Raw genomic sequence first — 23,371 nt, forward strand, 5'->3', positions numbered from 1 at the left:
TTACTCGGCGTCCGGGGTAAAGGGAGTCAGAGGGGCGTCTTCGCTGTCGCTCAGTAAGATCTGTACGCGCTGCTCTGCCTGCTGGAGTTTCACTTGTCCCTGGCGAGCCAGCTGCACGCCGCGCTCAAATTCGTTTAACGCCTCTTCAAGGGCAAGATCGCCGCTTTCCAGACGAGTAACTATTTGCTCCAGTTCGACCAGTGCGGTTTCGAAGCTGGCCGGAGATTCGGTTTTTTTCGGCATGGTGAATGTCTGACTCTGTTTTAATTCGACGCCGACATGGTAGCGGAGTCAATGTGATTATCAAGCTAGCTAGTGCAAGTCGGTTAAGGTGCGCAGTCTTTGTGGGATGGTGATATACTTGCGCGCCTCGGATGCAGGTGGCATGACGCCGCTGCAAGTACTTCTTTCTATGCCCGCGTGCTGCGCAGCCAGCCCGGCTGACTAAACGAACCCTTACCGCCATGAAGTTTATCATTAAATTGTTCCCGGAAATCACCATCAAGAGCCAATCTGTGCGCATACGCTTTATTAAGATGCTCACCGGGAATATTCGTAACGTTTTAAAACACTACGATGAGAGCCTGGCGGTTGTTCGCCACTGGGACAACATTGAAGTTCGCGCCAAAGATGAAAACCAGCGTATTGCCATTCGTGAAGCGCTGACCCGCATTCCGGGTATCCACCACATTCTTGAAGTTGAAGATGTGCCGTACACCGACATGCACAATATCTTTGAGCAGGCGCTGGAGCTGTACCGCGACAAGCTGGAAGGTAAGAGCTTCTGCGTGCGCGTAAAACGCCGTGGCAAACACGAATTTAGCTCCATTGAAGTTGAGCGCTACGTTGGCGGCGGCCTGAATCAGCACATCGAATCCGCGCGCGTTAAGCTCAACGATCCGGACGTGACGGTTAACCTTGAGATCGAAAACGATCGCCTGCTGCTGGTTAAAGGCCGTTACGAAGGCATCGGCGGTTTCCCAATCGGGACTCAGGAAGACGTACTGTCGCTGATTTCCGGTGGTTTCGACTCCGGCGTTTCCAGCTACATGCTGATGCGTCGCGGCTGCCGCGTGCATTATTGCTTCTTCAACCTGGGCGGCGCTGCTCATGAAATCGGCGTGAAGCAGGTGGCACATTATCTGTGGAACCGCTTCGGCAGCTCTCACCGTGTGCGTTTTGTTGCCATTAACTTTGAGCCAGTAGTCGGCGAGATCCTGGAGAAAGTGGAAGACGGGCAGATGGGTGTCGTGCTGAAACGTATGTTTGTGCGCGCCGCCTCTCAGGTTGCCGAACGCTATGGCGTTCAGGCACTGGTGACCGGCGAAGCGCTAGGCCAGGTGTCCAGCCAGACGCTGACCAACCTGCGCCTGATCGACAACGTTTCCGATACGCTGATCCTGCGTCCGCTGATCTCTCACGACAAAGAGCACATTATCGATCTGGCCCGTGAAATCGGTACCGCTGATTTCGCTCGCACCATGCCAGAATACTGCGGTGTGATCTCGAAAAGCCCGACCGTGAAAGCTGTGAAGGCGAAGATTGAGGAAGAAGAGCAGAAGTTTGACTTCTCGATTCTGGACCGCGTGGTTGCCGAGGCGACCAATATCGATATTCGCGATATTGCGACCCAGACGAAGCAGGACGTCGTGGAAGTCGAAACGGTTAATGCGTTTGGCGCCAACGAGGTATTGCTGGATATTCGCTCCAACGACGAAGTGGACGAGAAACCTTTCGCGCTGGAAGGCGTTGAGGTTGTGGCGCTGCCGTTCTACAAGCTGAGCACTAAGTTCGGCGATCTCGACCAGAGCAAAACTTACCTGCTGTGGTGCGAGCGTGGCGTGATGAGCCGCCTGCAGGCTCTGTATCTGAGCGAGCAGGGCTTTAAGAATATTAAGGTTTACCGCCCATAAAGGACTGACCCTCACCCCGGCCCTCTCCCTGAAGGGAGAGGGAGAATTCAGACGGAGTATTCTGTCCCTAAAAAGGAGAGGGAGCACACCGTTCTGGTTCCCTCGCCCCTTTGGGGTGTACGGTCCGGGGACATCGTGAACACTTGTTCGGGGACATGGTAGACACTTACAACTAAGGCATAAGAACCCGTTTATGGAGCCGCTTATGCCGTGGGATGCGAGAGATACCATGTCATTACGTTCTGAGTTTGTTCTGCTCGCCTCGCAGGACGGGGCGAACATTCGTCTTCTGTGCCGTCGCTATAGCATTTCTCCTGCCACTGGCTACAAGTGGCTTCATCGCTGGTTACAGGACGGCACTGCCGGTCTTGCTGACCGTTCACGTGCACCACACTTTTCCCCCGCAAGAACCGACGACAGCATTACCGACCTGCTGCGGATGGCACATGCCACACATCCACGCTGGGGTGCCCGCAAGATTAAGGGCTGGCTTGAAGACCACGGGCATCAGTTGCCCGCCTTCAGTACCGTTCATAAGCTGATGGCCCGTCACGGTCTGCTGCCCGGTGTTCCTCCCGGCATCCCGGCTACCGGCCGCTATGAACACAGTGCGCCTAACCAGCTCTGGCAGATGGATTTTAAGGGCCACTTTTCCTTTGCCGGTGGCCGCAGCCATCCGCTGACGCTGCTGGACGACCATTCCCGCTTTTCACTCTGTCTGGCTCACTGTACCGATGAACGCCGTGTCACCGTGCAGACCCAACTGATTAATGTCTTTGAACGCTATGGCCTGCCGGAGAGGATGACGATGGATAACGGTGCGCCGTGGGGAGATATCACCGGGACCTGGACAGCACTGGAACTGTGGCTGATGCGCCAGAGTATCCGGGTGAGCCATTCCCGGCCTTACCACCCACAGACACAGGGCAAGCTGGAGCGTTTTCACCGCAGTCTGAAGGCGGAAGTGCTGCAGGGCCAGTGGTTTACGGACAGCCAGCAGTTGCAACGGGCCTTCGATCACTGGCGGACGGTGTATAACCTGGAGCGGCCCCACGAGGCCCTCGCGATGAAGGCACCGGCTTCGCGATATCAGCCATCGTCCCGGCAGTACAGTGCAGACGTTAAGCCACCGGAATACGATGAGGGAGTGGAGGTACGGAAGGTAGATATCAGCGGAAAGCTGAGCTTCAGGGGCAGCAGTCTGAAGGCAGGTAAAGCGTTCAGAGGAGAATATGTGGGACTGAAAGAGACGATGGAAGACGGGTGTTATGAAGTGTGGTGGTACAGCACGAAAGTGGGGGTGATCGACCTGAAGAATAAGTCGATCACCATGGGTAAAGGATGTTAAAAAGTGTTCACCATGTCTGCGAACACCTGTCTACCATGTCCCCGGACTGTACATGGGGAGAGGATTAGGGTGAGGGGTTCTTACTGATAATCCCTGAAGCTATAAATCCCCGCCGCCAGCACCAGCTGCTGCGACACTTCATGAGCTTTTTCGCGGCTCACCAGCAAATCGATAATCTTCAGTGCAAAATCAATCGCGGTTCCTGGCCCCTGGCTGGTGAGCAGGTTAACTCGTGGGTCCCAGACGACGCGTTTATCCTGCCATTGCCCTTCGGGAATGGTGTCCTTCAGGCCTGGAAAACCGGTCATGTTGCCTATCGGGAACAGCTCGTGCGGGACCAGAACAGTGCCTGCCGCCGCACAAATGGCGGCAACGATGCGGCCTGACAGATGAAACTGGCGAACGGTCTCGACCAGCAGCGGGCTGTCGCGGAAGCATTCGGCACCTTTCAGGCCGCCGGGGAGCACCACGATGTCAAAATCGCCGTCGGCCACTTCAACCAGCGGTGCATCCGCCAGTAATTTCACGCCGCGTGAGCAAACAATTTTCAGGTCGCCATCGGGAGCAACGCTCGCCGTCGTCACCTTGATCCCGGCGCGGACCAGCAGATCGATAGTGGTAACCGCTTCGGTCTCTTCAGTGCCAGGTGCCAGGCAGACCAGCGCTTGTGCGCTCATATTCATTCTCCTTACGTTTAACCTGCTCATAGAGCCGGGCATTCACAGGCACAGGGACGCCGTGAGCTCTCGCTCTGCGCAGCAGGTAGCCGGTGATATAGTCAATTTCCGTGTGGCGCTCCAGGCGGATGTCCTGCAGCATCGATGAGGTATTTTCTGCCGTGCTTTCTATCACCTGCCCGACATAATCCAGCAGGTTTTCGGGTGAGGTGTGGTGGCCCTCGCGCGTCATCACCTGGGCGACTTCTTCACAAATGCTGGTCACCTCATCGAGATGATTCTTCAATTCGCCGTTAGTGCAGTTGTACAGCGCGGTCAGCGGGTTTATCACGCAGTTTACCGCGAGTTTGTTCCAGCTCGCCGGCTGGATATTGTTATGCCAGGCCACATCGGGCAGCGCGGCATGGAGTGTATCTGCAAGGTAGCTAAAGTCGCTGGCTTTAGCGTTCCCCGGGCCAACGTGAGTGATGCCGGAAGCGACGTGCACAATCACGTTTCCGTCTCTTTTCGCGGCCTGAGTGGTTAATCCGAGCAACAAAGGTTGGGGCAATCCGTTTAGCTCATCCAGCGTCCCCATCCCGTTATGCTGCAACAATATCGGGCAGCTCGAAGGCATTTGGGCTGACAAAGTGCGCACGGCATCAGAAACCTGCCACGCTTTGAGCGTCACCAGCAGGAGGTCGCTGGTGGCGAGAAATTCGGGATCGTTAGCCGTGAAGGACTCGTTAAAGACGCTGCCATCGGTGGTATCGAGTAGATTGACGTGGCAATACGGCTGCGGCACACGCAGCCAGCCCTGAAGCTCATGCCCTTGCTTGTGAAGTGCGGTCAACCAGAGCTGACCCAGCGCACCGCAACCCAGCACGGTGATTTTCATTATTGCCTCCCCCATTCGCACACTGCGCGAATGCTAAACTTACTTTCTATTATAGCGTTATCGGCTTCCCGGCTCTTTAACAGGTTGTTTTGCGCAGCCCAGCGGGTATTATGCAACGCAAACCAGAGAGGGAGAAAACACATGCCATCTTTTGATATCGTTTCTGAAATCGACCTGCAGGAAGTAAACAACGCGGTAGAGAACGCCGAGCGCGAGCTGGCGACCCGTTTTGACTTCCGTAACGTGCCGGCAAGCTTTGAACTGAATGAAAAAAATCAGACCATCAAAGTTGCCAGCGAATCTGACTTCCAGGTAAACCAGCTGCTGGATATCCTGCGCGCCAAGCTGCTTAAGCGCGGCATCGAAGGCAGCTCTATTGATGTGCCTGAAGAGTTTGTTCACAGCGGCAAAACCTGGAGCGTGGAAGCTAAGCTGAAACAGGGTATTGAAGCAAGCGTTGCGAAGAAAATCATTAAGCTGATTAAAGACAGCAAGCTGAAGGTTCAGACCCAGATTCAGGGCGAAGAGATCCGCGTGACGGGTAAAGCTCGCGATGATTTACAGGCCGTAATGGCGCTGATTCGTGGCGGCAATCTGGGGCAGCCGTTCCAGTTTAAGAACTTCCGCGACTGATTCACGCCCTCTCCTGAAACATGAGAGGGCATGCTGCTTAATCCCTCACCGCATCAGGTGAGGGATGTTCTATCCTTTCACCACCTGCTCAATCTCATATCTGTTCGTCAGCTTGCTGTCGATTTTCACATACGCGCTGCGTTCTTCTGGAATGATGTTCGCTTCACTCACGCCTGGCTGAGCCAGCAGCCTTTCACGCAAATGTTCGTCGTTCGCACTGCTTTCCGGCAGCTCAATGCGCAGGCTGCTGACGTAAGGCGGCTCCTGCATTGTCCAGCTGACGAATAGCCAGACCATCGCCAGCACCGCGCCTGCCAGGAAGACGGTTTGCGAATCAAACAGCCCGTTCAGCCAGCCGCCGAGCGAGCCGCCGATGGCTACGCCGATAAACTGGCTGGTGGAGTAGATGCCCATGGCGGTGCCTTTGTAGCCCGCCGGAGATTCTTTGCTGATAAGCGAAGGCAGAATCGCTTCCATCAGGTTAAAGGCGAGGAAGAACAGCTGCACGCCAATCACCAGATCCCAGAAGTGCGGGCCCGCGCCCCAAAGCACGATCTCAGCAATCAAAAGTACCGCCACGCAGCCGACAAAGACGTGCTTCATGCGGCGTTTAACTTCGGCATAAATAATGAAGGGTACGACCGAAACAAACGAAATCAGCATGGTGCAAAGATAGACTTTCCAGTGCTGAGCCGCTGGAAAGCCCGCCTGTTCAAGCTGGCCCGGTAGGGCGACAAAGGTGGACATCAGCATGATATGCAGGCACATGATGCCGAAATTCAGCTTTAGCAGCTTCGGCTCCATCATCACTTTGCGGAAGCAGCCTTTGACCATCCCCGACTCGCGGTTAAGCACGTGCGTTTTGCTATTCGGGACCAGCCAAATCGTAATCAGAATGCCGCAGCTGGCTAAGACGGCAATCATCCAGAACAGCGCCTGCAGGCCAAGCGCCTGAGTAATGATCGGGCCGAGCACCATCGCGATGGCGAAGGTTACCCCGAAGCTGACGCCGATAAAGGCCATCGCTTTGGTTCGGTTCTGTTCACGGGTTAGATCGGAGAGTAACGCCATAACAGCGGCGGCGATTGCGCCAGAGCCCTGCAGCGCACGGCCTAAAATGACGCCCCAAATGGAGTCGCTCAGGGCGGCAATAACGCTGCCGAGCACAAAGATAGCCAGCCCGCCAACGATAAGCGGCTTGCGGCCAATACGGTCAGAAAGCAGGCCGAAAGGGATCTGGAAGACGGCTTGCGCCAGGCCATAAATGCCGATTGCCAGGCCGATGAGCGCTTCGCTTGCGCCCTGCAGCGCCATACCCCAGGTGGTAAGAACCGGCAATACCATAAACATACCCAGCATACGCAGGGAAAAGACAGTGCCTAAACCCCACGTCGCACGCAGCTCGACGGGCGTCATTTTGTAATCGTTCATTACCACCTCAGATAAAAAGTCGGCCTTAGTGTAGTGCGAGGGCAGGGGAGGGTAAATCGTTAGTTATTTAGCAGATATTACAGGGCAGGTGCTTTGATGATACTGATAAAAAAGGGCACCGAGGTGCCCTTTTATGCTTTTCGCGACTTACCAGACGTAAGTCAGCAGATTATGTGAGTCTGGCACCATAAAATCGACCGACATCATGACGCTCAGCGAGGTAATGGCCACGATAGAGAAGATGAACAGCTTGCGCGCCCAGACCTTATCGTCTTCCACTTTATAGCCCCGCAGCGCCATACCCAGCCACCAGACGCTGACCGCCGCGGCGACGATCAGATATTTGTATCCGGCATAGCCGCCCAGAGAAAGCATCAGCGTCGCCACCGCAAAAGCGATGATGTACAGCGTGATGTGGTTCTTGGCGACGGAAATGCCTTTTACCACCGGCAGAACCGGAATATTGGCGGCCTGGTAATCTTTAAAGCGGAAGATGGCAATCGCATAGGAGTGCGGCATCTGCCACAGGCTAAAGATAGCCAGCAGGATAGCGGCGCCGGTGTCGAACTCGTTGGTCACGGCGCAGTAGCCGATAACCGGAGGAGCCGCACCGGACAAGCTGCCGATGAGCGTGCCGTAGACCGAGTGGCGTTTCATGTAGAGGCTATACACCCCGACATACACCACGAAGCCCATCACGGCCAGCCACATCGCCAGCGGATTTGCACCAAACCACAGCAGCATGAAGCCAGCAATACCCAACACGGTGGCGTACACCAGCGAAATTTTCGGTGAAATCAGGCCTTTAACCAGCACCCGATTTTTCGTTCTCTCCATCTTCTGGTCGATATCGCGGTCGATAAAGTTGTTGTAAACACAACCTGATGCGACCACCAGTGATACGCCAACCAGCGTATAGAGGAACAGCGGGTAATTAATGCTGCCCTTCGAGGCCAGTAAAAATCCCCCAATGACAGAAATTAAATTACCGAAAATAATTCCTGGTTTCGTTACTTGCAGGTATTGCTTAATCATACATGCCGCTCTTAGTGAACCATCATGTTCAGGTTGAGGTTCCACATAATCCAGATCGAGCCAATCACCAGAATGGCAATAATCAGCACCGTAAAGGCGAAGGCCACCAGGTTCCAGCGCTCACTCGACGAGGTGTTCAGATGCAGGAAGCACACGAGGTGCACCAGAATCTGGACGACTGCAGTCACCAGGATCACGGCAAGCATGGTGCCGTGAGAGGCCGTGCCTTCCATTACAATCCAAAACGGAATAGCCGTCAGGATGATAGACAGGATAAAACCTGTCATGTAGGTCTTCACGCTACCGTGGTGGGCGCCGCTATGTTCAGTTGAATGACTCATTACATTGCCCCCATCAGATAGACTACAGAGAATACGCAGATCCAAACCACGTCAAGGAAGTGCCAGAACAGGCTCAGGCACATCAGACGCGCACGGTTGGTGCTGGTCAGGCCGCGGCGGGAAACATGAATCATCATGAATGCCATCCACACCAGACCGGAAGTGACGTGCAGACCGTGGGTACCGACCAGCGCGAAGAACGCTGACAGGAAGCCGCTGCGATCCGGGCCGAAGCCTTCTTTGATCAGGTGATGGAATTCATAGATTTCCATCCCAACGAAGCCTGCACCGCACAGGAAGGTCAGCGCCAGCCAGGAGATAACCTGGCTTTTGTTGCCTTTATTCATGGCGATAATCGCCATGCCGTAGGTGATGGAGCTCACCAGCAGCAGGGCAGTTTCAACGGCCACGAACGGCAGCTCGAAGATGTCTTTCCCTGCCGGGCCACCTGCGGTGCCGTTCACCAGAACGGCATAGGTCGCGAACAAGCAACAGAACAGAATGCAGTCGCTCATCAGGTAGATCCAGAAACCAAAGACCTTATTGGTTCCCGCATCGTGGTGCCCGTGCTCCGCGGCGTGGGCGTTATTTACAGTCTCAGTTGCCATTTTTCAGCCCTGCTTTGGTGAGTTCTTCGAAATGCTGATTTTCCAGTTTTTCGACTTCAGCCACCGGAACATAGTAATCCACATCTTCGTCGAAGCTTTTCGCAATCCAGGTGATAACGATGCCGGCAAAGCCAACAATCGCCAGCCACCAGATGTGCCAGATCATGGCAAAGCCAAACACGGTGCTGAATGCAGCGATGATGATACCGGCTGCGCTGTTACGCGGCATATGAATCTCTTCATAGTGCGCAGGCTGCTTGTACGCTTCACCTTTCTCTTTCATCTCCCAGAATGCATCACGCTCGTGAACGTGCGGCAGGTGGGCGAAGTTATAGAACGGAGGTGGGGAAGACGTTGCCCACTCCAGCGTACGGCCACCCCATGGGTCACCGGTCAGATCGCGGTTCTGCTCGCGGTCACGGATAGAAACGTAGAACTGAATCAGCTGGCACAGAATGCCCAGAGCGATCAGCGCCGCACCACAGGCTGCAACAACCAGCAGGGTGTGGAACTGTGGATCGATCTGCTGGCTCAGACGACGGGTCATGCCCATGAAGCCCAGCACGTACAGCGGCATAAATGCCACGAAGAAACCGATAATCCAGAACCAGAAGGCGCGTTTGCCCCAGGTTTCGTTCAGCGTGAAGCCGAACGCTTTTGGCCACCAGTAGGTCAGACCTGCGAAGCAACCGAAGACCACGCCGCCGATGATAACGTTGTGGAAGTGTGCAATCAGGAACAGGCTGTTGTGCAGCACGAAGTCCGCGCCCGGCACCGCCAGCAGAACACCGGTCATCCCACCGATAGAGAAGGTGACGATGAAGCCAGTGGTCCACAGCATCGCGGAGTTAAAGACGATGCGGCCCTGATACATGGTGAACAGCCAGTTGAAGATCTTCACCCCGGTCGGGATGGCGATAATCATGGTGGCAATACCGAAGAAGGCGTTTACGTTCGCCCCGCTGCCCATGGTGAAGAAGTGGTGCAGCCAAACGATGAACGACAGCACGGTAATCGCGATGGTCGCCCACACCAGGGAGGTGTAACCGAACAGACGCTTTTTAGAGAAGGTTGCAACCACCTCAGAGAACACACCAAACACCGGCAGCACCAGGATATAAACTTCCGGGTGGCCCCATGCCCAGATGAGGTTGATGTACATCATCATGTTGCCACCCATATCGTTGGTAAAGAAATGGGTGCCAAGGTAGCGGTCAAGGGTCAGCAGCGCGACGGTCACGGTGAAGATTGGGAACGCGGCGATAATCAGTACGTTAGTACACAGCGAAGCCCAGGTGAACACCGGCATTTTGAACATGGTCATACCCGGGGTACGCATGTTCAGAATGGTCACAAAGAAGTTAATACCTGTCAGTGTCGTACCGATACCGGACAGCTGGAGACTCCAGATCCAGTAATCGACCCCGACGCCCGGACTGTACTCAATCCCCGATAGCGGTGGATAAGCCACCCAGCCGGTCTGAGCGAATTCGCCCACGCCCAGTGACAGGTTAACCAGCACCACGCCGACAACGGTGAACCAGAAGCTCAGGTTGTTCAGGAATGGGAAGGCAACGTCACGCGCGCCAATCTGTAAAGGCACAACGATGTTCATCAGGCCGATAACAAATGGCATCGCTACGAAGAAGATCATGATAACGCCGTGGGCGGTAAAGATCTGATCGTAGTGGTGAGGCGGCAGGAAGCCTGCTTCGCCGGCGGAGGCCAGTACCTGCTGGCTACGCATCATTACCGCATCGGCAAAGCCGCGCAGCAGCATGACGATAGCGACGATAATGTACATCACGCCGAGGCGTTTGTGGTCAACGGAGGTTAGCCACTCTTTCCATAAATATTCCCACTTACCGAAGTAAGTGATAGCCGCAAGCAGCGCCAGTCCCCCGACGATGATTGCCGCAACCGTAACCATGACAATTGGCTCATGGTACGGGATTGCATCCAGTGTAAGTTTTCCGAACATCGTATTATTCCTCGGCCCCTTAGTGAGAGGTTTCCGCGTGACTCATGTCCATGCCTTCCATACCTTCCATGCCTTTCATATCGTCATGGGAAGCCTGTTCACCTTCCGGCTTGGTCATGTGCATGCTCCCGTGTCCCATAAATTTGTTAATCACGTCTTTAAACAAATCAGGTTTAACACTGGAGAAGTATTCGACTTTGTTGTATTCGCTTGGCGCGGCCAGTTTCTCGTAGGTCGCCATATCGTTCATGACTTCAGGAGACTGTTTCGCTTTAGCAACCCATTGGTTAAAGGTGTCCATGTCCGGCGTGGCGATAGCCTTGAACTTCATGCCGGAGAAACCTTTACCGCTGTAGTTTGACGAAATACCGCCGTAGGTGCCGGCTTCATCGGCAATCAGGTGCAGTTTGGTCTGCATACCTGCCATTGCGTAGATTTGGCTACCCAGGCGCGGAATAAAGAAGGAGTTCATCACCGAGTTAGAGGTGATTTTGAATTCCACTGGGGTATTGGCCGGGAAGGCGATTTCATTCACCGTAGCGATACCCTGCTCCGGATAGATGAAGAACCATTTCCAGTCCATGGCGATAACTTCGATGGTCACCGGCTTCGCTTCATGTTCCAGCGGGCGGCTAGGTTCAAGAGAGTGAGTGGTTTTCCAGGTCAGTACCGCGAGGAAGATAACGATAAGGATAGGAATCGTCCAGACTACAGCTTCCACTTTGTTCGAGTGCGACCAGTTAGGGCTGTATTTGGCGTCTTTGTTGGATGCCCGATACTTCCAGGCAAAACCGATAGCCATTGCAATTGCAGGGATAACGACAATCAACATCAGGCCGATGGCCGTCAGTATCAGTGAACGTTGTTCCAGTCCGATCTGTCCTTTGGGATCCAGGAGTGCAGAATCACAGCCACTGAGTAAAAAAGCGCCTGCGATTAATGACAACCATCCCAAACTTTTATTGTATTTCCTGAGTCTCATTTAACGACCTCAATTCCAGGGAGCTCTATTGTCGTTTAAAGTGTGCCGGCATTTTACGGGAAGGTTACATTACTGTAAACATGAATGGCGCAGTGTCAGTAGGGTGTTACCGGGTTCTGCCTACGATGTCACACAGAATGCAACAAACTGTAAAATCTAGCGTTGGTGCGCGGGCTCCGCAGGTTATAACGAAAACCTATGTTGGCGGAAATAGTCCGGGGAAATGAGTATAACCAGTCAAATTAAAATACATTTAATTAACAATGCGGCAGCATTTGTCACATGTTTCCAACAAATATTAATTTCTCACCGGGCTGAATCGTTAAGGATAATCTTTTAATGCTTATTGAACAAAGTAATTAAAGAAAACTGTATTTAATTACGATAAATAGTCCTCGACGGTAACACTTTATGGCCTGGGTAATTAATAGACAAAAAAAGTAACTATCCGGTATTAATTACATTTTCTTAATCACAAAGCAGGTGAAAACGACAGGGTTAAGGGCGTTAAGTAGCCACTTTATAATCAGGGATAAGATCATGGCAGGAGATATTTCACCCATTATTGGTATCGATCTCGGCACATCCAATAGCGCCGTGGCCTGGTTTGGTGCTGCGGGGACAACGTTAATTTTGGGCCGCCGCGGTGAGCGTTTAACCCCTTCCGTTGTCGGGCTGGATGACGATGGGCATCTGCTGGTTGGCGAGGCGGCAAAGGCCCGACTGGTTAGTCATCCTCATCTCACTGTCGCCAGTTTCAAGCGTTATATGGGCACCGATAAAACCTTCACTCTTGGCCAGCAGTCATTTCGTGCTGAAGAGCTTGCCGCGTTAGTGCTGAGAAAATTAAAAGCGGATGCCGAAGTTACGCTTGGCTGCAGCGTCACGCGTGCGGCCATTACCGTACCGGCTTACTTCAACGATACCCAGCGTAAAGCGGTGAAAGCTGCCGGGCAGATGGCCGGCCTGGACGTTGAGCGCCTTCTTAATGAGCCCACCGCAGCCGCGCTGGCCTACGGACTGGCCGACAGCCGTGAGCAAAAATTCCTGGTCTTCGACTTAGGCGGTGGAACGTTTGATGTCTCCATCGTCGATATGTTTGAAGGCGTCATAGAGGTGCGCGCCAGCAGCGGCGATGCCTGGCTGGGGGGCGATGATTTTACCGAAGCAATCCGCCAGTGGATGCTAAGCCACTATCCCCAGCTAACGCTTGATGACCCGGCGTTTGCCGCAGAACTGACCCGCCAGGCGGAATCGTTAAAACGCCAGCTCAGCAATCAGGAAAAAGCCACTGCGAAACTGACTTGCGGTGGTGAGGAATACGGCTGGGATATGACCGAAGAGGCTTTCCAGGAATGTTGCAGTGGGCTGCTGTCCCGCCTGAAAAAACCGGTGGTTCAGGCGTTACAGGATGCGCAATTTGACGTTGCGCAACTCGACCACGTTATTTTGGTGGGCGGCGCAACCCGTATGCCGCTGGTTCGCCAACTAGTGACCCGCATGTTTGGTCGCTTCCCTCGTAATGAACTGAATCCTGACGAAGTGGTGGCGCTGGGCGCCGGCGTTCAGGCCGGACTTATAGCGGAAGACAAAGCGCTGGACGACGTGGTGCTCACCGATGTGATGCCTTATTCATTGGGGATCGAAGTGGCCCGCCGGCACGGGGACAAAATAGAAGAAGGCTTTTTCTCGCCGCTGATTGAGCGCAACGCCTTCGTGCCGGTTAGCGTGATGCAGACCTTCAGCACCATGAATGATAACCAGCGCAAGATAGATATTGAGGTTTATCAGGGAGAATCCCGCAAAGTCAGCGACAACCTGCGCCTGGACAGCATGTCGATTCAGATCCCGCCGCGCAAAGCGGGGGAAGTTAGCGTGGACGTGCGTTTCACCTATACCCTTGACGGCATCCTGGAAGTGGAATGCAGAGTCAGCGGCGAGCAAACCGCGTCCACAATGGTGATCGAGAAATCGCCGGGCATGCTCAGCGCTGAGGATATTGCAAACCGCTTAAAACAGCTGGACGCGCTCAAACAACATCCCCGGGACGTGCCTGAAAATCGCCAATTGGCTGCCGAAGCGGCAAAACGCTATGAGCAGACGCTGGGAGACAGACGCCAGATTATCGATCATTATGCGACGCAGTTTGAACAGGCGCTGGACCGCCAGGATCTGCGTGTTATTGCTGCCGCGCGGGACGACCTGCGTCGGGTGTTAGACCAGCTTAACGACGGACTGTAAAGATGGCGACGATATGGGATGTGCTGGGCATTGAGCCTACAAGAGATGAAAGCGAAATTCGTCGGGCTTATGCCCGGGAGCTAAAGCTACGGCGGCCGGACAAAGACCCGAAGGGGTTTCAGGCGTTGCGCGAGGCGTTTGATAGCGCCAAACGCTATGCCAGTTCGACGGTTGTTCTGAACGACGAAGATGAGCATTTCCCGGGTAAACCTGAACCTACGCCGATGATGGATTATGTTCGGGAACTGATGCAGGAGCAGACCTCTCAGCCACAAACACTCTGGAGCAAAAATGAACTCTGGGAACAGGCGCAGTCAGTTTCGACTCTGTTAATCAGGGATGAACTTGAAGGATTGGGGACGCTGCATCGTTACCTTGATAATGAAATCCCCGATGCACTTGAAGCCCGACACGTGTTTAGCCTGATGCTCGCCGAAGCACTAAGCGAGCAGAAGTGGCTTAACCGCAGCCTGTTAAATGAAGTCTCTGCGGTGATGGACTGGCAGATTGACAGCTACCGCTCCTCTCAACTTCCTGACTGGCTGGTACATGCCCTCGAACAGCAGATTGCGATAACTAACCGGGAGAACTACTGGCAGTATCTGGCCAGGCAATATGGAGGCAATCGTTATGCTCAGTTGAAATGGCGGCTGCTGACGGAAAAAGGGATGGCGATTCCAGGGTGGGTAAGGCTGGTTCCCGATCTGCTGTCGCAGCTGGCGAAGCAGGTGGGGGAATTACGCCAGCAGTCGCCCGCATTGTTGGAGCGCCTTAATCCTTCACTCCTTGAGGTGCTGCAAAAACCAACCCTGGCGCTAAGCTGGGGAGCCATCATTGCCGTAGTTTTCTGGGGGTATACGGCCTGGCTAACGGGCCATGAGTCACCGAAAGCCGCGTTTCAGTCAGGCGTCATGCTGGCCGTAGTGGCGACTTTTCTCTGGGGATATCCGTTTCTTGAACGCCGATTTAAATCCGGAGGAGCGGCAAGCAAATGCGTCCATACTGTTTTCTGGCTGGCATCGTGGCTGCTTCTTGCGATGGCATTTTATAGCGCATGGCGTGGAGCGAGCGCATGGCAGGGAAAAGATGTCATAACGATGCGGGCGCTGGTTATCCTGCTCTTCCTTGTTATCCCGGTGGGATGGGCGCTTTGGCAAAGACGTGGCGACTGGCGTAACTTACCTGTCAGGATTGTGGTTGTTGTCCTGATGTTCCCGGTTTTATTTATCCGTCAACTTCCTCCCCTGGTGAATCTATTGGGCATGATATTGCTGCCTATGCTTTATGGCATCACCATCGAAATGGTTTACTTCATAAAATAAAAAAGCCCCCGGTTTATGCCGGGGGCTTTTGCATCAAACGTTGTGCATCAGAACATCAGCACCATCCACGGGTAGCTGATAAGCATCAGCGAACAGAGGAAGATAGCGCCAAAGATGGTACCCATTCGCCAGTAATCTTTGGTTGGCAGGTAGCCGCTGCCGTAGTAAATCGGGCTTGGACCGGTGCCGTAAGGGGTGATGATCCCCATCACGCCGAGTGAAGTCACCATCATCAGGCAGAAGACAGGCATATTGATACCCGGAATGGATGCGGCGATGGTCAGCGTGGCCGGCAGCAGGGCGGTGGTGTGCGCCGTGGTGCTGGCAAATAGATAGTGCAGCAGGTAGAACGCCACCAGCAGCATCACCGCCGACACCTGCGGGTCGAAGCCGTGCAGCAGCGCGGCACCTTCTTTACCCAGCCAGGCAATAAAGCCCACGCGAGCGAGGCCATCGGCCAGCGCCACCAGGGTGGCAAACCAGGCAAAGGTATTCCAGGCCGGTTTATTGCTGATAATGTCGTTCCAGTTCAGCACGCCGGTCCACAGCATCAGAATAATAACCAGCAGAGCGGCCATGGCAGGCTCAATCCATGCGGCGGCAAAAATCCACATCAGCAGGGCGCTACAGACAAACAGCAGCAGCAGGATTTCGTTGCGCGACAGTTTGCCCAGTTTTTCCAGCTCTGCGGCAGCCCATTTCGGCACTTCGTCATTCACCTTCACTTCCGGCGGATAGAACCAGTAAGCCAGCAGCGGCATGGTGAGGATCAGCAGCACGCCCAGTGGCAGGAAGGCCAGGAACCACATGCCCCAGGAGATCTCAAAGCCGATGATGCTTTTCACCAGCGCCAGCGCCAGCAGGTTCGGTGCCAGCGCGGAGAGGAACATCGAGCTGGTGATACAGGCGGCGCTGATCGCCACCCACATCAGGTAAGAGCCAATTCTGCGCGAGCTTGGGTCATTGGGCAGAGAGCCATACAGCGGCGGCAGGTTAGCAATAATCGGGTAAATCGTGCCCCCACTGCGCGCGGTGTTAGACGGAGTGAACGGGGCGAGAAGCAGGTCGGCGAAGGTGATCGCGTAACCCAGCGTCAGGCTGCGTCGGCCCAGGTATTTCACCAGGATCAGCGCCAGACGGCGGCCAAACTGCGTTTTGTCGTAGCCGGCGGCAAACATAAAGGCGCCGAAGATCAGCCAAACGGTGGAGTTGCTAAAGCCGCTGACCGCCCACTGGAAGGACTGGCTCGCCAGCTTAAATTTAGGGTCTGCCAGCTCGGCCGGGCTAAACAATAGCCACTGGCTGAACAGCGCGATAACCACGATGCCTGTCAGCCCGATAACTGCGCCTGGTAAGGGTTCGAAGATAAGCCCGACAATCACCCCGACGAAGATGGCGAAGAAGTGCCATGCGTAGGGCTCTAATCCGGCCGGAACCGGAAGCAGTAATATAATGATGCTGATAAGGATAGGTAAAAATAGCAATATCAAGCGCTTTTTATTCCCCGCATCCGGGGGCGATGCTTTCGCTGTCGCGCTTATTGGTGAGGTGTTAGTCATAGCCTGTGCCTTAAAGTTATCATGATGAATTCGATTAATATTCCCTGCAAAACCTGTTTCCCGACTTTTATTTCCACCTCATCTTTTATAGGCAGAATTTTATACATTCATGATAGTTTTTTTAACCGGTGCAAATCTGACCGCCCATCGCACCTGCTCCCTGCCTCCGTTTAACCTCATATTTATTGAGTGATAAGCGATTGTTTCTCGAATCCTTCATCATACTGAAACAATGGGAGATTATCCCTTCTTTTGCGCTCCTGCTGGCCGTGTCAGGTATTTGATTTTGGTTTCTGTATAGCAAAAAGCCAACGATTTTATTTAACTAAAAAAATCCGCTTCATTTATATCCATAGTCTTTAAGTGGTTAAAGATCAAATCGTAACCTGATGTAAATAAGCCGCTTCGCTGATTGCCATCGACTATTCAGTAGAAGCAAAGTGATATAAAACCTTTTGTTATTTATGGTTATTATTTGTATTTGCTTTTTTTAAGGCGTTGACTAACATTCGAAAAATATATTCCGCAAAATTGCCGTTTCTGTTCTCTAATTCAAATTACGTTACTCCCTGATAATTGTGTTGCCTGCCGGGGCTATTCATTGAGTGCCGGACAATGTCGACCTCACCTGCTGGAATGATAAAGAATGAACTCCAAAACTCCGATCCTGAAGCCACTCACCTTGCCCAACGGTGCGGTGCTGAAAAACCGCCTGATCATGGCGCCGATGACCACCTGTACCGGTTTTTACGACGGCAGCGTGCCCAGCGATTTGGTTGAGTATTACCGCGAACGCGCGGGCACCATCGGCACCGTTATCGTCGAATGCTGCTTTATCGATCCTAAAGGCCCCGCTTTCCCCGGTGCTCTGGCTATCGACAGTGACAACAAAATTCCTGGCCTGGCGCGAATTGCCAGCGCGATTAAATCCCGCGGCTCTAAAGCCATTCTGCAGATTTATCACGGCGGCCGAATGGTTGAGCCGGAGCTGATTGGCGGCAAGAAGCCCGTCGCGCCGAGCGCCATTGCCGCACCGCGTGAAGGGGCCACCACGCCAGAAGCCCTGACTGCCGAAGAAGTGGATGTGATGATCACCAAGTTTGGCGATGCCGTGAACCGTGCAATCAAAGCCGGATTCGACGGCGTGGAGATCCACGGCGCAAACACTTACCTGATTCAGCAGTTCTATTCGCCAAACTCTAACCAGCGTGACGATAAGTGGGGCGGCAGCCGCGACAACCGCGCCAGGTTCCCGCTGGAAGTGCTCGAAATCACCCACAAAATGGCCAGCCGCTTCGCCGATGCTTCCTTTATTATCGGCTACCGTTTCTCGCCGGAAGAGATTGAGGTGCCGGGCATCCGCTTCGATGACACCATGTACCTGCTGGAAAAGCTGGCGGAAAGGGGCGTTGATTACGTGCACTTCTCCGTGGGCTACTTCAAGCGTGCGTCGATCGTCGATACCAAAGATCCGACCATGTTGATCAACAAGTATCTGGCGATGCGGTCTGAAACGCTGGCGAAAGTGCCGGTTATCGGGGTGGGTGGGGTCGTTAATCGCACTGATGCCGAAGAAGCGCTGGGCCTCGGGTACGACCTGATTGCCGTCGGGAAAGCCTGTATTGCCTACCCGGACTGGGCCGATCGCATTCTAAAAAATGAAACGCTGGATCTGTTCATTGACAGCACCAAGCGTGAAGAGCTGCTGATCCCTGAGCCGCTGTGGCGCTTCTCGCTGGTCGATGCCATGATCCGCGACACCAGCACCACTGGCCGCAAATACAAAGCCGGGGTCTTCCAGGAAAAAGTGGAGGCCGAAGCGCTCAAGCTCAAAATCAGCGTCACGCTCGACACTGACCGTATCACCGACATTACTCTGGTGCAGGACGATTCGGTGGATGTCGATTTCACCCCAAGTTTCGAAATTTTGCGCTCGCGTATGCTGGTGGCCAACAGCCCGTATGTGGATGCGGTGACCGGAGCAACGGCACAAAGTGAGGCCCTGAAGAAAGCGGTCTCCCGCGCGATGACCACCTCCAGCAAAGAACATGTGATTGAAGAAGGCGGCAACCCGGATGCACCTCAAAGCTACGATGTGGCGGTGATCGGCAGCGGCGGTGCAGGCCTGGCGGCGGCTATTCGTGCTTCCGATGCCGGTGCCCGCGTGGTGATCATCGAGAAGATGCCAACCATCGGCGGCAACACCATCAAAGCCTCCGTGGGCATGAACGCCGCGGAAACGCGCTTCCAGGCGATGAAGGGCATCAAAGACAGCAAAGAGCTGTTCTACGATGAGACGCTGAAAGGCGGTAAATTCAGAAACAATACCGAGCTGCTGAAAGAGTTCGTCGAGCGCGCGCCAGGCGCCATTGACTGGCTGGCAAGCCTGGATATCGTCCTGAACGACATTACCATCACCGGCGGGATGAGCATTGACCGTACACACCGCCCGGCAGACCGCTCGGCCGTTGGTGGCTTCCTGATAAGCGGCCTGGTCAACAACGTCAACCAGCGCAGTATCGACGTACTGCTGGATACCACCGTGGAAGAGATTCTGCATGAAAACGGCGTGGTAACCGGGGTTAAGGTCGCGAACGAATATAACGAACACCATATTCTGCTGGCGAAAAGCGTGGTTGTGGCTACCGGTGGCTTCAGCGCCAACCGTAAAATGGTGGTTCACTACCGCCCTGAGCTGAAAGGTTTTGTGACCACCAACCATAAAGGTGCGACCGGGAGCGGTATTGCCCTGCTGGAGAAGATCGGCGCCGGTACGGTGGACATGGATCAGATCCAGATCCACCCGACCGTGGAGCAAACGACTTCTTATCTGATCTCCGAGTCCATTCGCGGCGGAGGGGCTATTCTGGTCAGTCAGGAAGGGCAGCGCTTCTTCAATGAGCTGGAAACCCGTGACAAGGTTTCCGCAGAGATTATCGCTCTGCCGGAGAAAAGTGCCTGGATCCTGTTTGATGAGCAGGTACGCCAGAACAACAAAGCGGCGGATGAATATATTGCCCGTGGGTTTGTGATCAGCGCCCCAACGGCGGAAGAGCTGGCGGTGAAGCTGAATATGGATGCGCACGCGGTGCAGCAAACGCTGGATCGCTACAACGGCTTTGTGAAGCAGAAAAAGGACGAAGACTTTGGGCGTACCACCGGGATGCGTTTCCCACTGGACACCGGGCCATACTACGCGATCCGCATTGCGCCAGGGGTTCACCACACGATGGGCGGTGTCACCATTAACACCAGCGCAGAAGTGGTAACCGAACAGCATCAGGTGATTCAGGGCGTCTGGGCCGCAGGTGAAGTGGTGGGCGGCATTCACGGTGCAAACCGCATCGGCGGCAACGCCGTCGCCGATATCATCATCTTTGGTACACTTGCCGGGCAAAACGCGGCAGCACACGCGCTGGCTTAAGGCGATAAAAAAGCCGGCAGGGTGACCTTGCCGGCTTTCTCAGACCGGGCGTTTATCCGCCCGGTTTTTTTATTCTTATCAGATAAGTGACGTTTTGCGCAGGGCGAGGAAGTCCAGCAGGCCGCCAAACAGAATCCCACCGATGGCGAACAAAGCGCCCCATTCCAGCAGCTGTAAACCAAATGCCCATTCGGTCAGCCCAAGCGCATTGCTGATAATAACCAGCAGCCACGCCGCCAGCAGCAGGCAGCCAAAGCCCAGAATACGCAGCGCCAGGCGGTAAGCCGGAGCAAATTCACTGCGCGTCATGAAGGTTTCGTTTTGCTGGGTGAACTCCAGCGTGCGCTTACAGACCAGTAATAATAGGATCCCCGGTACAGCGGCGACTACGGAGAACAGGTAGAACGTCGGCCAGCCGTGGGCTTCCACGAACCAGCCGGCAATCGGGCCGACATACACGCGGCCCACGGCGGAAAGCGCGGAAAGCAGCGCAAACTGGGTGGCTGAGAATGACTTGTTGCACAGCGTCATCAGCAGCGCCACGAAGGCTGCAGTGCCCATGCCGCCGCAGAGGTTCTCGAAGAACACCGCGCTTGCCATGGTAATCATGTCTTTATCCGTTACCGACAGCAGCCAGTAACCGGCGTTGGACACGCCCTGCAAAATGCCGAAGATCAGCAAGGCGCGGAACAGCGTGAGCTTTTGCATCAGCATTCCGCCAAGCAGCGCGCCGAAAATGGTGGCGCACAGCCCCAGCGTTTTATTCACCACGCCGACTTCACCGGCATCAAAGCCAACGCCACGGATCAGGAACGTGGTGGTCAGGCTCATGGCGAAGGCATCGCCCAGCTTATAAAGCACAATCAGCAGCAAAATCAGCCAGGCATTGTTGCGGCCAAAGAAGTCACGCAGCGGTTCAACGACGGCGCGCTCCAGGCTTTTAGGGACGGGGACGGCATCTGTAGGCTCTGGCGCCAAAAGCGTGGCGATAATACAGGGCACAAGCAGGGCTGCCATCAGCCAGTAGGTGGCCTGCCAGCCTAAATAGCGGTCCGCCAGCCAGAGCGCGAGACCGCCGGAAACCAGCATTGCCAGGCGGTAGCCCAGCACGCTGATGGCGGCACCGGTCCCGCGTTCCTCGGCAGACAGAACGTCAGTTTTCCAGGCATCAAAGACGATATCCTGGGAGGCAGAACAGAAGGCGATGATCACCGCCAGGGCAGCCATCCAGCGCAGCTGCGAGGAGGGTTCAAGGAACCCCATGGCGGCGATTGCCACCAACAACAGAATTTGCGTGATTAACAGCCAGCCACGACGACGCCCGAGCAGCGGCGGGGTATAGCGGTCCATTACCGGCGACCAAAGAAACTTAAAGACGTAGGCCTGGCCCACAAGCGAGAAGAAACCGATGGTTTTCAGGTCGATGTTTTCGACGGTCATCCAGGCCTGAAGCGTACCTGAAGTCAGGGCTAGAGGCAGGCCGGACGCAAAGCCCAGAATCAGTAAAATGGCTGATTTTGGCTGCTGAAAGATGCGCAGATAATGATTGGACATAGGGGAATTGTACAAACTCTGTTGTTGGCCCGCGTGAGCAGGCCAACGGGGTAAAAATTAACGAGCGTTCTGCTTAACGAAGTCGTGAACGCTGGTGTCCTGAGCCATATCCGCAATGGTATCGGTCAGCACGGAGTTAACCGCGTCAGCGATATTTTTATTGGTAGCCTGGAACGCGCCTTCAACGTTATAGCTGGAGCGGTAGTTCTTGGTCATCTTGTTACCGTTCTTCGCGGTAGCAATGATGGAGATATCCGCTTTAGTGGCGATGTTGTAGCGCACGTTACCCTGGGAAACGTCTGCATACAGCTGGTTAACGATGATCTGCAGATCAACCGGGCTGTTTGGCCCAATCATATAACCGCGGGCGGTCATCTGTTTCTCCAGCACTTCCTGCAGCAGGAAGCGCAGATCGCGGGATGGCGTTAGCGTGACTAGCTGATTGTCGCGGGTCACCTTCGCCAGCGCCTGGCTGGTACGCTGATCGGCACCGTTGATGCTTAGCGTCACGCCCATCAGGCTTGGATCCTGCTGTGGCAGGGTGATCTTTGGTGACACTTCAATGGTGGTTGGCGGTGTTGCGCAGCTGGCCAGCATAAACATGGCAACCAGCGGGAAAAGTAATTTTTTTAACATGTTCGCTTTCTCAATGTACTCAAAGGGCAGGCTGATAAAAAATCACGCCATCATAACACTGCGGTCGTGCAGGGGAAGTGCTTAACGCACGGAATTTCATCGCGTTGCCATTTTTCCGGGCTTCAGCAAAACCTTCTGACACTTTTCATTCGGTTTAGTGCCTTAACCCTATGAACGTTCTGATAACCGGGTGAAGAAAGGCCCGCGAAAGTTAAATTTTTGTTGTGTTCAAAGCAAAATCTGGCTAAAAGCGGCTAACATTTAAAGGGATGAGTGGCATCTCTACGTTGTCGAGGAGAAAGTTCATGCTGATACGCGAGCAGATAGAAGAGAAGTTAAAAGCCGCCTTTACCCCCGCGTACCTGGAAGTCGTGGATGAAAGCTATCGTCACAATGTCCCGGCGGGCTCCGAAAGCCATTTTAAGGTGGTGCTGGTTAGCGATCGTTTTACCGGCGAGCGCTTTTTAAACCGCCATCGCATGATTTATGGCACATTAAGCGAGGAACTGGCAGGCCCGGTACACGCGCTGGCGCTGCATACTTACACCGTCAAAGAGTGGGAAGGGCTGCAGGACACGGTGTTTGCCTCCCCGAACTGCCGTGGCGCGGGCAGCATTGCCTGATTAACCGCTAAGCGTTTGCAACTAAGGGAACTTTTCCGTTATGTTGCGGTATGTATACTGCGTTTCCCAAAACGGCCTGCGGGCCGTTTTGTTTTGTCCGTCTCTTTAAGGTAGCGGGCAAAGAAGAATAAATGACAAAGAAGTGTGAAAAAGGCCGCAGCCGAGCGCTATTGCCGTTCTCGACTC

General features: G+C 54.3%; 19 protein-coding genes. 7 read left to right on the forward strand and 12 right to left on the reverse strand.

All coding sequences use genetic code 11. The features are described from left to right. Positions 1–243, reverse strand: coding sequence for an exodeoxyribonuclease VII small subunit (gene xseB / locus AAIE02_RS01140; protein ID WP_039290760.1), 243 nt, complete (start codon positions 241–243; stop codon positions 1–3). Between the two features lie 221 nt (positions 244–464). Between xseB and thiI the strand changes: the two genes are divergently transcribed. Together thiI and AAIE02_RS01150 are read left to right on the forward strand one after the other, a co-directional pair. Next, the gene (thiI, locus tag AAIE02_RS01145) at positions 465–1,913 is read left to right on the forward strand and encodes a tRNA uracil 4-sulfurtransferase ThiI (RefSeq protein WP_008454575.1); all 1,449 of its coding nucleotides are present in this window, start codon (positions 465–467) and stop codon (positions 1,911–1,913) included. A gap of 205 nt (positions 1,914–2,118) precedes the next feature. Then, positions 2,119–3,261: an IS481 family transposase gene (locus tag AAIE02_RS01150; protein WP_498532642.1), complete on the forward strand. Its 1,143-nt coding sequence runs from the start codon at positions 2,119–2,121 to the stop codon at positions 3,259–3,261. An 80-nt stretch (positions 3,262–3,341) separates the two neighbouring features. On the opposite strand, the gene yajL is transcribed toward AAIE02_RS01150, so the two are convergent. Together yajL and panE are read right to left on the reverse strand one after the other, a co-directional pair. Further along, entirely contained in the window at positions 3,342–3,938 is a 597-nt protein-coding gene (gene yajL / locus AAIE02_RS01155) for a protein deglycase YajL (protein WP_008454578.1), read from the reverse strand. After that, on the reverse strand, positions 3,898–4,815 hold the full coding sequence (gene panE / locus AAIE02_RS01160) for a 2-dehydropantoate 2-reductase (protein WP_498531830.1): 918 nt from the start codon (positions 4,813–4,815) through the stop codon (positions 3,898–3,900). The genes yajL and panE overlap by 41 nt, the downstream gene beginning before the upstream one ends. Before the next feature lie 141 nt (positions 4,816–4,956). Between panE and AAIE02_RS01165 the strand changes: the two genes are divergently transcribed. Beyond that, complete coding sequence (locus AAIE02_RS01165) at positions 4,957–5,448, forward strand: YajQ family cyclic di-GMP-binding protein (RefSeq protein ID WP_008454581.1); 492 nt, start codon at positions 4,957–4,959, stop codon at positions 5,446–5,448. Positions 5,449–5,517: 69 nt separating this feature from the next. Here the strand turns inward: AAIE02_RS01165 and AAIE02_RS01170 are convergent, their stop codons facing one another. The 6 genes from AAIE02_RS01170 to cyoA all read right to left on the reverse strand — a co-directional run bounded on the left by AAIE02_RS01170 (position 5,518) and on the right by cyoA (position 11,826). After that, the gene (locus tag AAIE02_RS01170) at positions 5,518–6,879 is read right to left on the reverse strand and encodes an MFS transporter (RefSeq protein WP_166876106.1); all 1,362 of its coding nucleotides are present in this window, start codon (positions 6,877–6,879) and stop codon (positions 5,518–5,520) included. 147 nt (positions 6,880–7,026) lie between these two features. Then, positions 7,027–7,914: a heme o synthase gene (gene cyoE / locus AAIE02_RS01175; RefSeq protein ID WP_008454592.1), complete on the reverse strand. Its 888-nt coding sequence runs from the start codon at positions 7,912–7,914 to the stop codon at positions 7,027–7,029. A gap of 11 nt (positions 7,915–7,925) precedes the next feature. Further along, positions 7,926–8,255: a cytochrome o ubiquinol oxidase subunit IV gene (locus AAIE02_RS01180; protein WP_008454594.1), complete on the reverse strand. Its 330-nt coding sequence runs from the start codon at positions 8,253–8,255 to the stop codon at positions 7,926–7,928. Continuing rightward, complete coding sequence (locus tag AAIE02_RS01185) at positions 8,255–8,863, reverse strand: cytochrome o ubiquinol oxidase subunit III (RefSeq protein ID WP_008454595.1); 609 nt, start codon at positions 8,861–8,863, stop codon at positions 8,255–8,257. Before AAIE02_RS01185 ends, AAIE02_RS01180 begins: the two co-directional genes overlap by 1 nt. Beyond that, positions 8,853–10,844: a cytochrome o ubiquinol oxidase subunit I gene (cyoB, locus tag AAIE02_RS01190; RefSeq protein ID WP_166994416.1), complete on the reverse strand. Its 1,992-nt coding sequence runs from the start codon at positions 10,842–10,844 to the stop codon at positions 8,853–8,855. The genes AAIE02_RS01185 and cyoB overlap by 11 nt, the downstream gene beginning before the upstream one ends. Before the next feature lie 19 nt (positions 10,845–10,863). Further along, on the reverse strand, positions 10,864–11,826 hold the full coding sequence (gene cyoA, locus AAIE02_RS01195; protein ID WP_498531831.1) for a cytochrome o ubiquinol oxidase subunit II: 963 nt from the start codon (positions 11,824–11,826) through the stop codon (positions 10,864–10,866). A 540-nt stretch (positions 11,827–12,366) separates the two neighbouring features. On the opposite strand from cyoA, the gene AAIE02_RS01200 reads away from it, so the two are divergent. Both AAIE02_RS01200 and AAIE02_RS01205 read left to right on the forward strand, forming a co-directional pair. Further along, entirely contained in the window at positions 12,367–14,067 is a 1,701-nt protein-coding gene (locus AAIE02_RS01200; protein WP_166994418.1) for a molecular chaperone HscC, read from the forward strand. 2 nt (positions 14,068–14,069) lie between these two features. Continuing rightward, positions 14,070–15,389 (forward strand): J domain-containing protein, encoded by a 1,320-nt coding sequence (locus AAIE02_RS01205; RefSeq protein ID WP_166994420.1) that lies wholly within the window; start codon positions 14,070–14,072, stop codon positions 15,387–15,389. Positions 15,390–15,436: 47 nt separating this feature from the next. Here the strand turns inward: AAIE02_RS01205 and AAIE02_RS01210 are convergent, their stop codons facing one another. After that, positions 15,437–16,948, reverse strand: a complete 1,512-nt coding sequence (locus AAIE02_RS01210) for an anion permease (RefSeq protein WP_166876093.1) — start codon at positions 16,946–16,948, stop codon at positions 15,437–15,439. Between the two features lie 646 nt (positions 16,949–17,594). On the opposite strand from AAIE02_RS01210, the gene AAIE02_RS01215 reads away from it, so the two are divergent. Further along, positions 17,595–20,372 carry a flavocytochrome c gene (locus AAIE02_RS01215; protein WP_498531832.1) on the forward strand — a complete coding sequence of 926 codons (2,778 nt, stop codon included), beginning with the start codon at positions 17,595–17,597 and terminating at the stop codon, positions 20,370–20,372. Positions 20,373–20,450: 78 nt separating this feature from the next. Here AAIE02_RS01215 and ampG read toward each other — a convergent pair whose 3' ends face one another. Beyond that, positions 20,451–21,926, reverse strand: coding sequence for a muropeptide MFS transporter AmpG (ampG, locus tag AAIE02_RS01220; protein WP_008454603.1), 1,476 nt, complete (start codon positions 21,924–21,926; stop codon positions 20,451–20,453). A 57-nt stretch (positions 21,927–21,983) separates the two neighbouring features. Beyond that, positions 21,984–22,562, reverse strand: coding sequence for a lipoprotein (locus AAIE02_RS01225; protein ID WP_008454604.1), 579 nt, complete (start codon positions 22,560–22,562; stop codon positions 21,984–21,986). A 305-nt stretch (positions 22,563–22,867) separates the two neighbouring features. Between AAIE02_RS01225 and bolA the strand changes: the two genes are divergently transcribed. Beyond that, on the forward strand, positions 22,868–23,185 hold the full coding sequence (gene bolA, locus AAIE02_RS01230; protein WP_008454607.1) for a transcriptional regulator BolA: 318 nt from the start codon (positions 22,868–22,870) through the stop codon (positions 23,183–23,185). The last annotated feature ends 186 nt before the right edge of the window (positions 23,186–23,371 follow it).

This window comes from Cedecea sp. Ae19-4, from assembly GCF_059801165.1.

Coding starts and splice junctions, on each gene's coding strand:
- xseB (WP_039290760.1), bottom strand. CDS start 243: ATGCCGAAAAAAACCGAATCTCCGGCCAGCTTCGAAACCGCACTGGTC.
- thiI (WP_008454575.1), top strand. CDS start 465: ATGAAGTTTATCATTAAATTGTTCCCGGAAATCACCATCAAGAGCCAA.
- AAIE02_RS01150 (WP_498532642.1), top strand. CDS start 2,119: ATGCCGTGGGATGCGAGAGATACCATGTCATTACGTTCTGAGTTTGTT.
- yajL (WP_008454578.1), bottom strand. CDS start 3,938: ATGAGCGCACAAGCGCTGGTCTGCCTGGCACCTGGCACTGAAGAGACC.
- panE (WP_498531830.1), bottom strand. CDS start 4,815: ATGAAAATCACCGTGCTGGGTTGCGGTGCGCTGGGTCAGCTCTGGTTG.
- AAIE02_RS01165 (WP_008454581.1), top strand. CDS start 4,957: ATGCCATCTTTTGATATCGTTTCTGAAATCGACCTGCAGGAAGTAAAC.
- AAIE02_RS01170 (WP_166876106.1), bottom strand. CDS start 6,879: ATGAACGATTACAAAATGACGCCCGTCGAGCTGCGTGCGACGTGGGGT.
- cyoE (WP_008454592.1), bottom strand. CDS start 7,914: ATGATTAAGCAATACCTGCAAGTAACGAAACCAGGAATTATTTTCGGT.
- AAIE02_RS01180 (WP_008454594.1), bottom strand. CDS start 8,255: ATGAGTCATTCAACTGAACATAGCGGCGCCCACCACGGTAGCGTGAAG.
- AAIE02_RS01185 (WP_008454595.1), bottom strand. CDS start 8,863: ATGGCAACTGAGACTGTAAATAACGCCCACGCCGCGGAGCACGGGCAC.
- cyoB (WP_166994416.1), bottom strand. CDS start 10,844: ATGTTCGGAAAACTTACACTGGATGCAATCCCGTACCATGAGCCAATT.
- cyoA (WP_498531831.1), bottom strand. CDS start 11,826: ATGAGACTCAGGAAATACAATAAAAGTTTGGGATGGTTGTCATTAATC.
- AAIE02_RS01200 (WP_166994418.1), top strand. CDS start 12,367: ATGGCAGGAGATATTTCACCCATTATTGGTATCGATCTCGGCACATCC.
- AAIE02_RS01205 (WP_166994420.1), top strand. CDS start 14,070: ATGGCGACGATATGGGATGTGCTGGGCATTGAGCCTACAAGAGATGAA.
- AAIE02_RS01210 (WP_166876093.1), bottom strand. CDS start 16,948: ATGACTAACACCTCACCAATAAGCGCGACAGCGAAAGCATCGCCCCCG.
- AAIE02_RS01215 (WP_498531832.1), top strand. CDS start 17,595: ATGAACTCCAAAACTCCGATCCTGAAGCCACTCACCTTGCCCAACGGT.
- ampG (WP_008454603.1), bottom strand. CDS start 21,926: ATGTCCAATCATTATCTGCGCATCTTTCAGCAGCCAAAATCAGCCATT.
- AAIE02_RS01225 (WP_008454604.1), bottom strand. CDS start 22,562: ATGTTAAAAAAATTACTTTTCCCGCTGGTTGCCATGTTTATGCTGGCC.
- bolA (WP_008454607.1), top strand. CDS start 22,868: ATGCTGATACGCGAGCAGATAGAAGAGAAGTTAAAAGCCGCCTTTACC.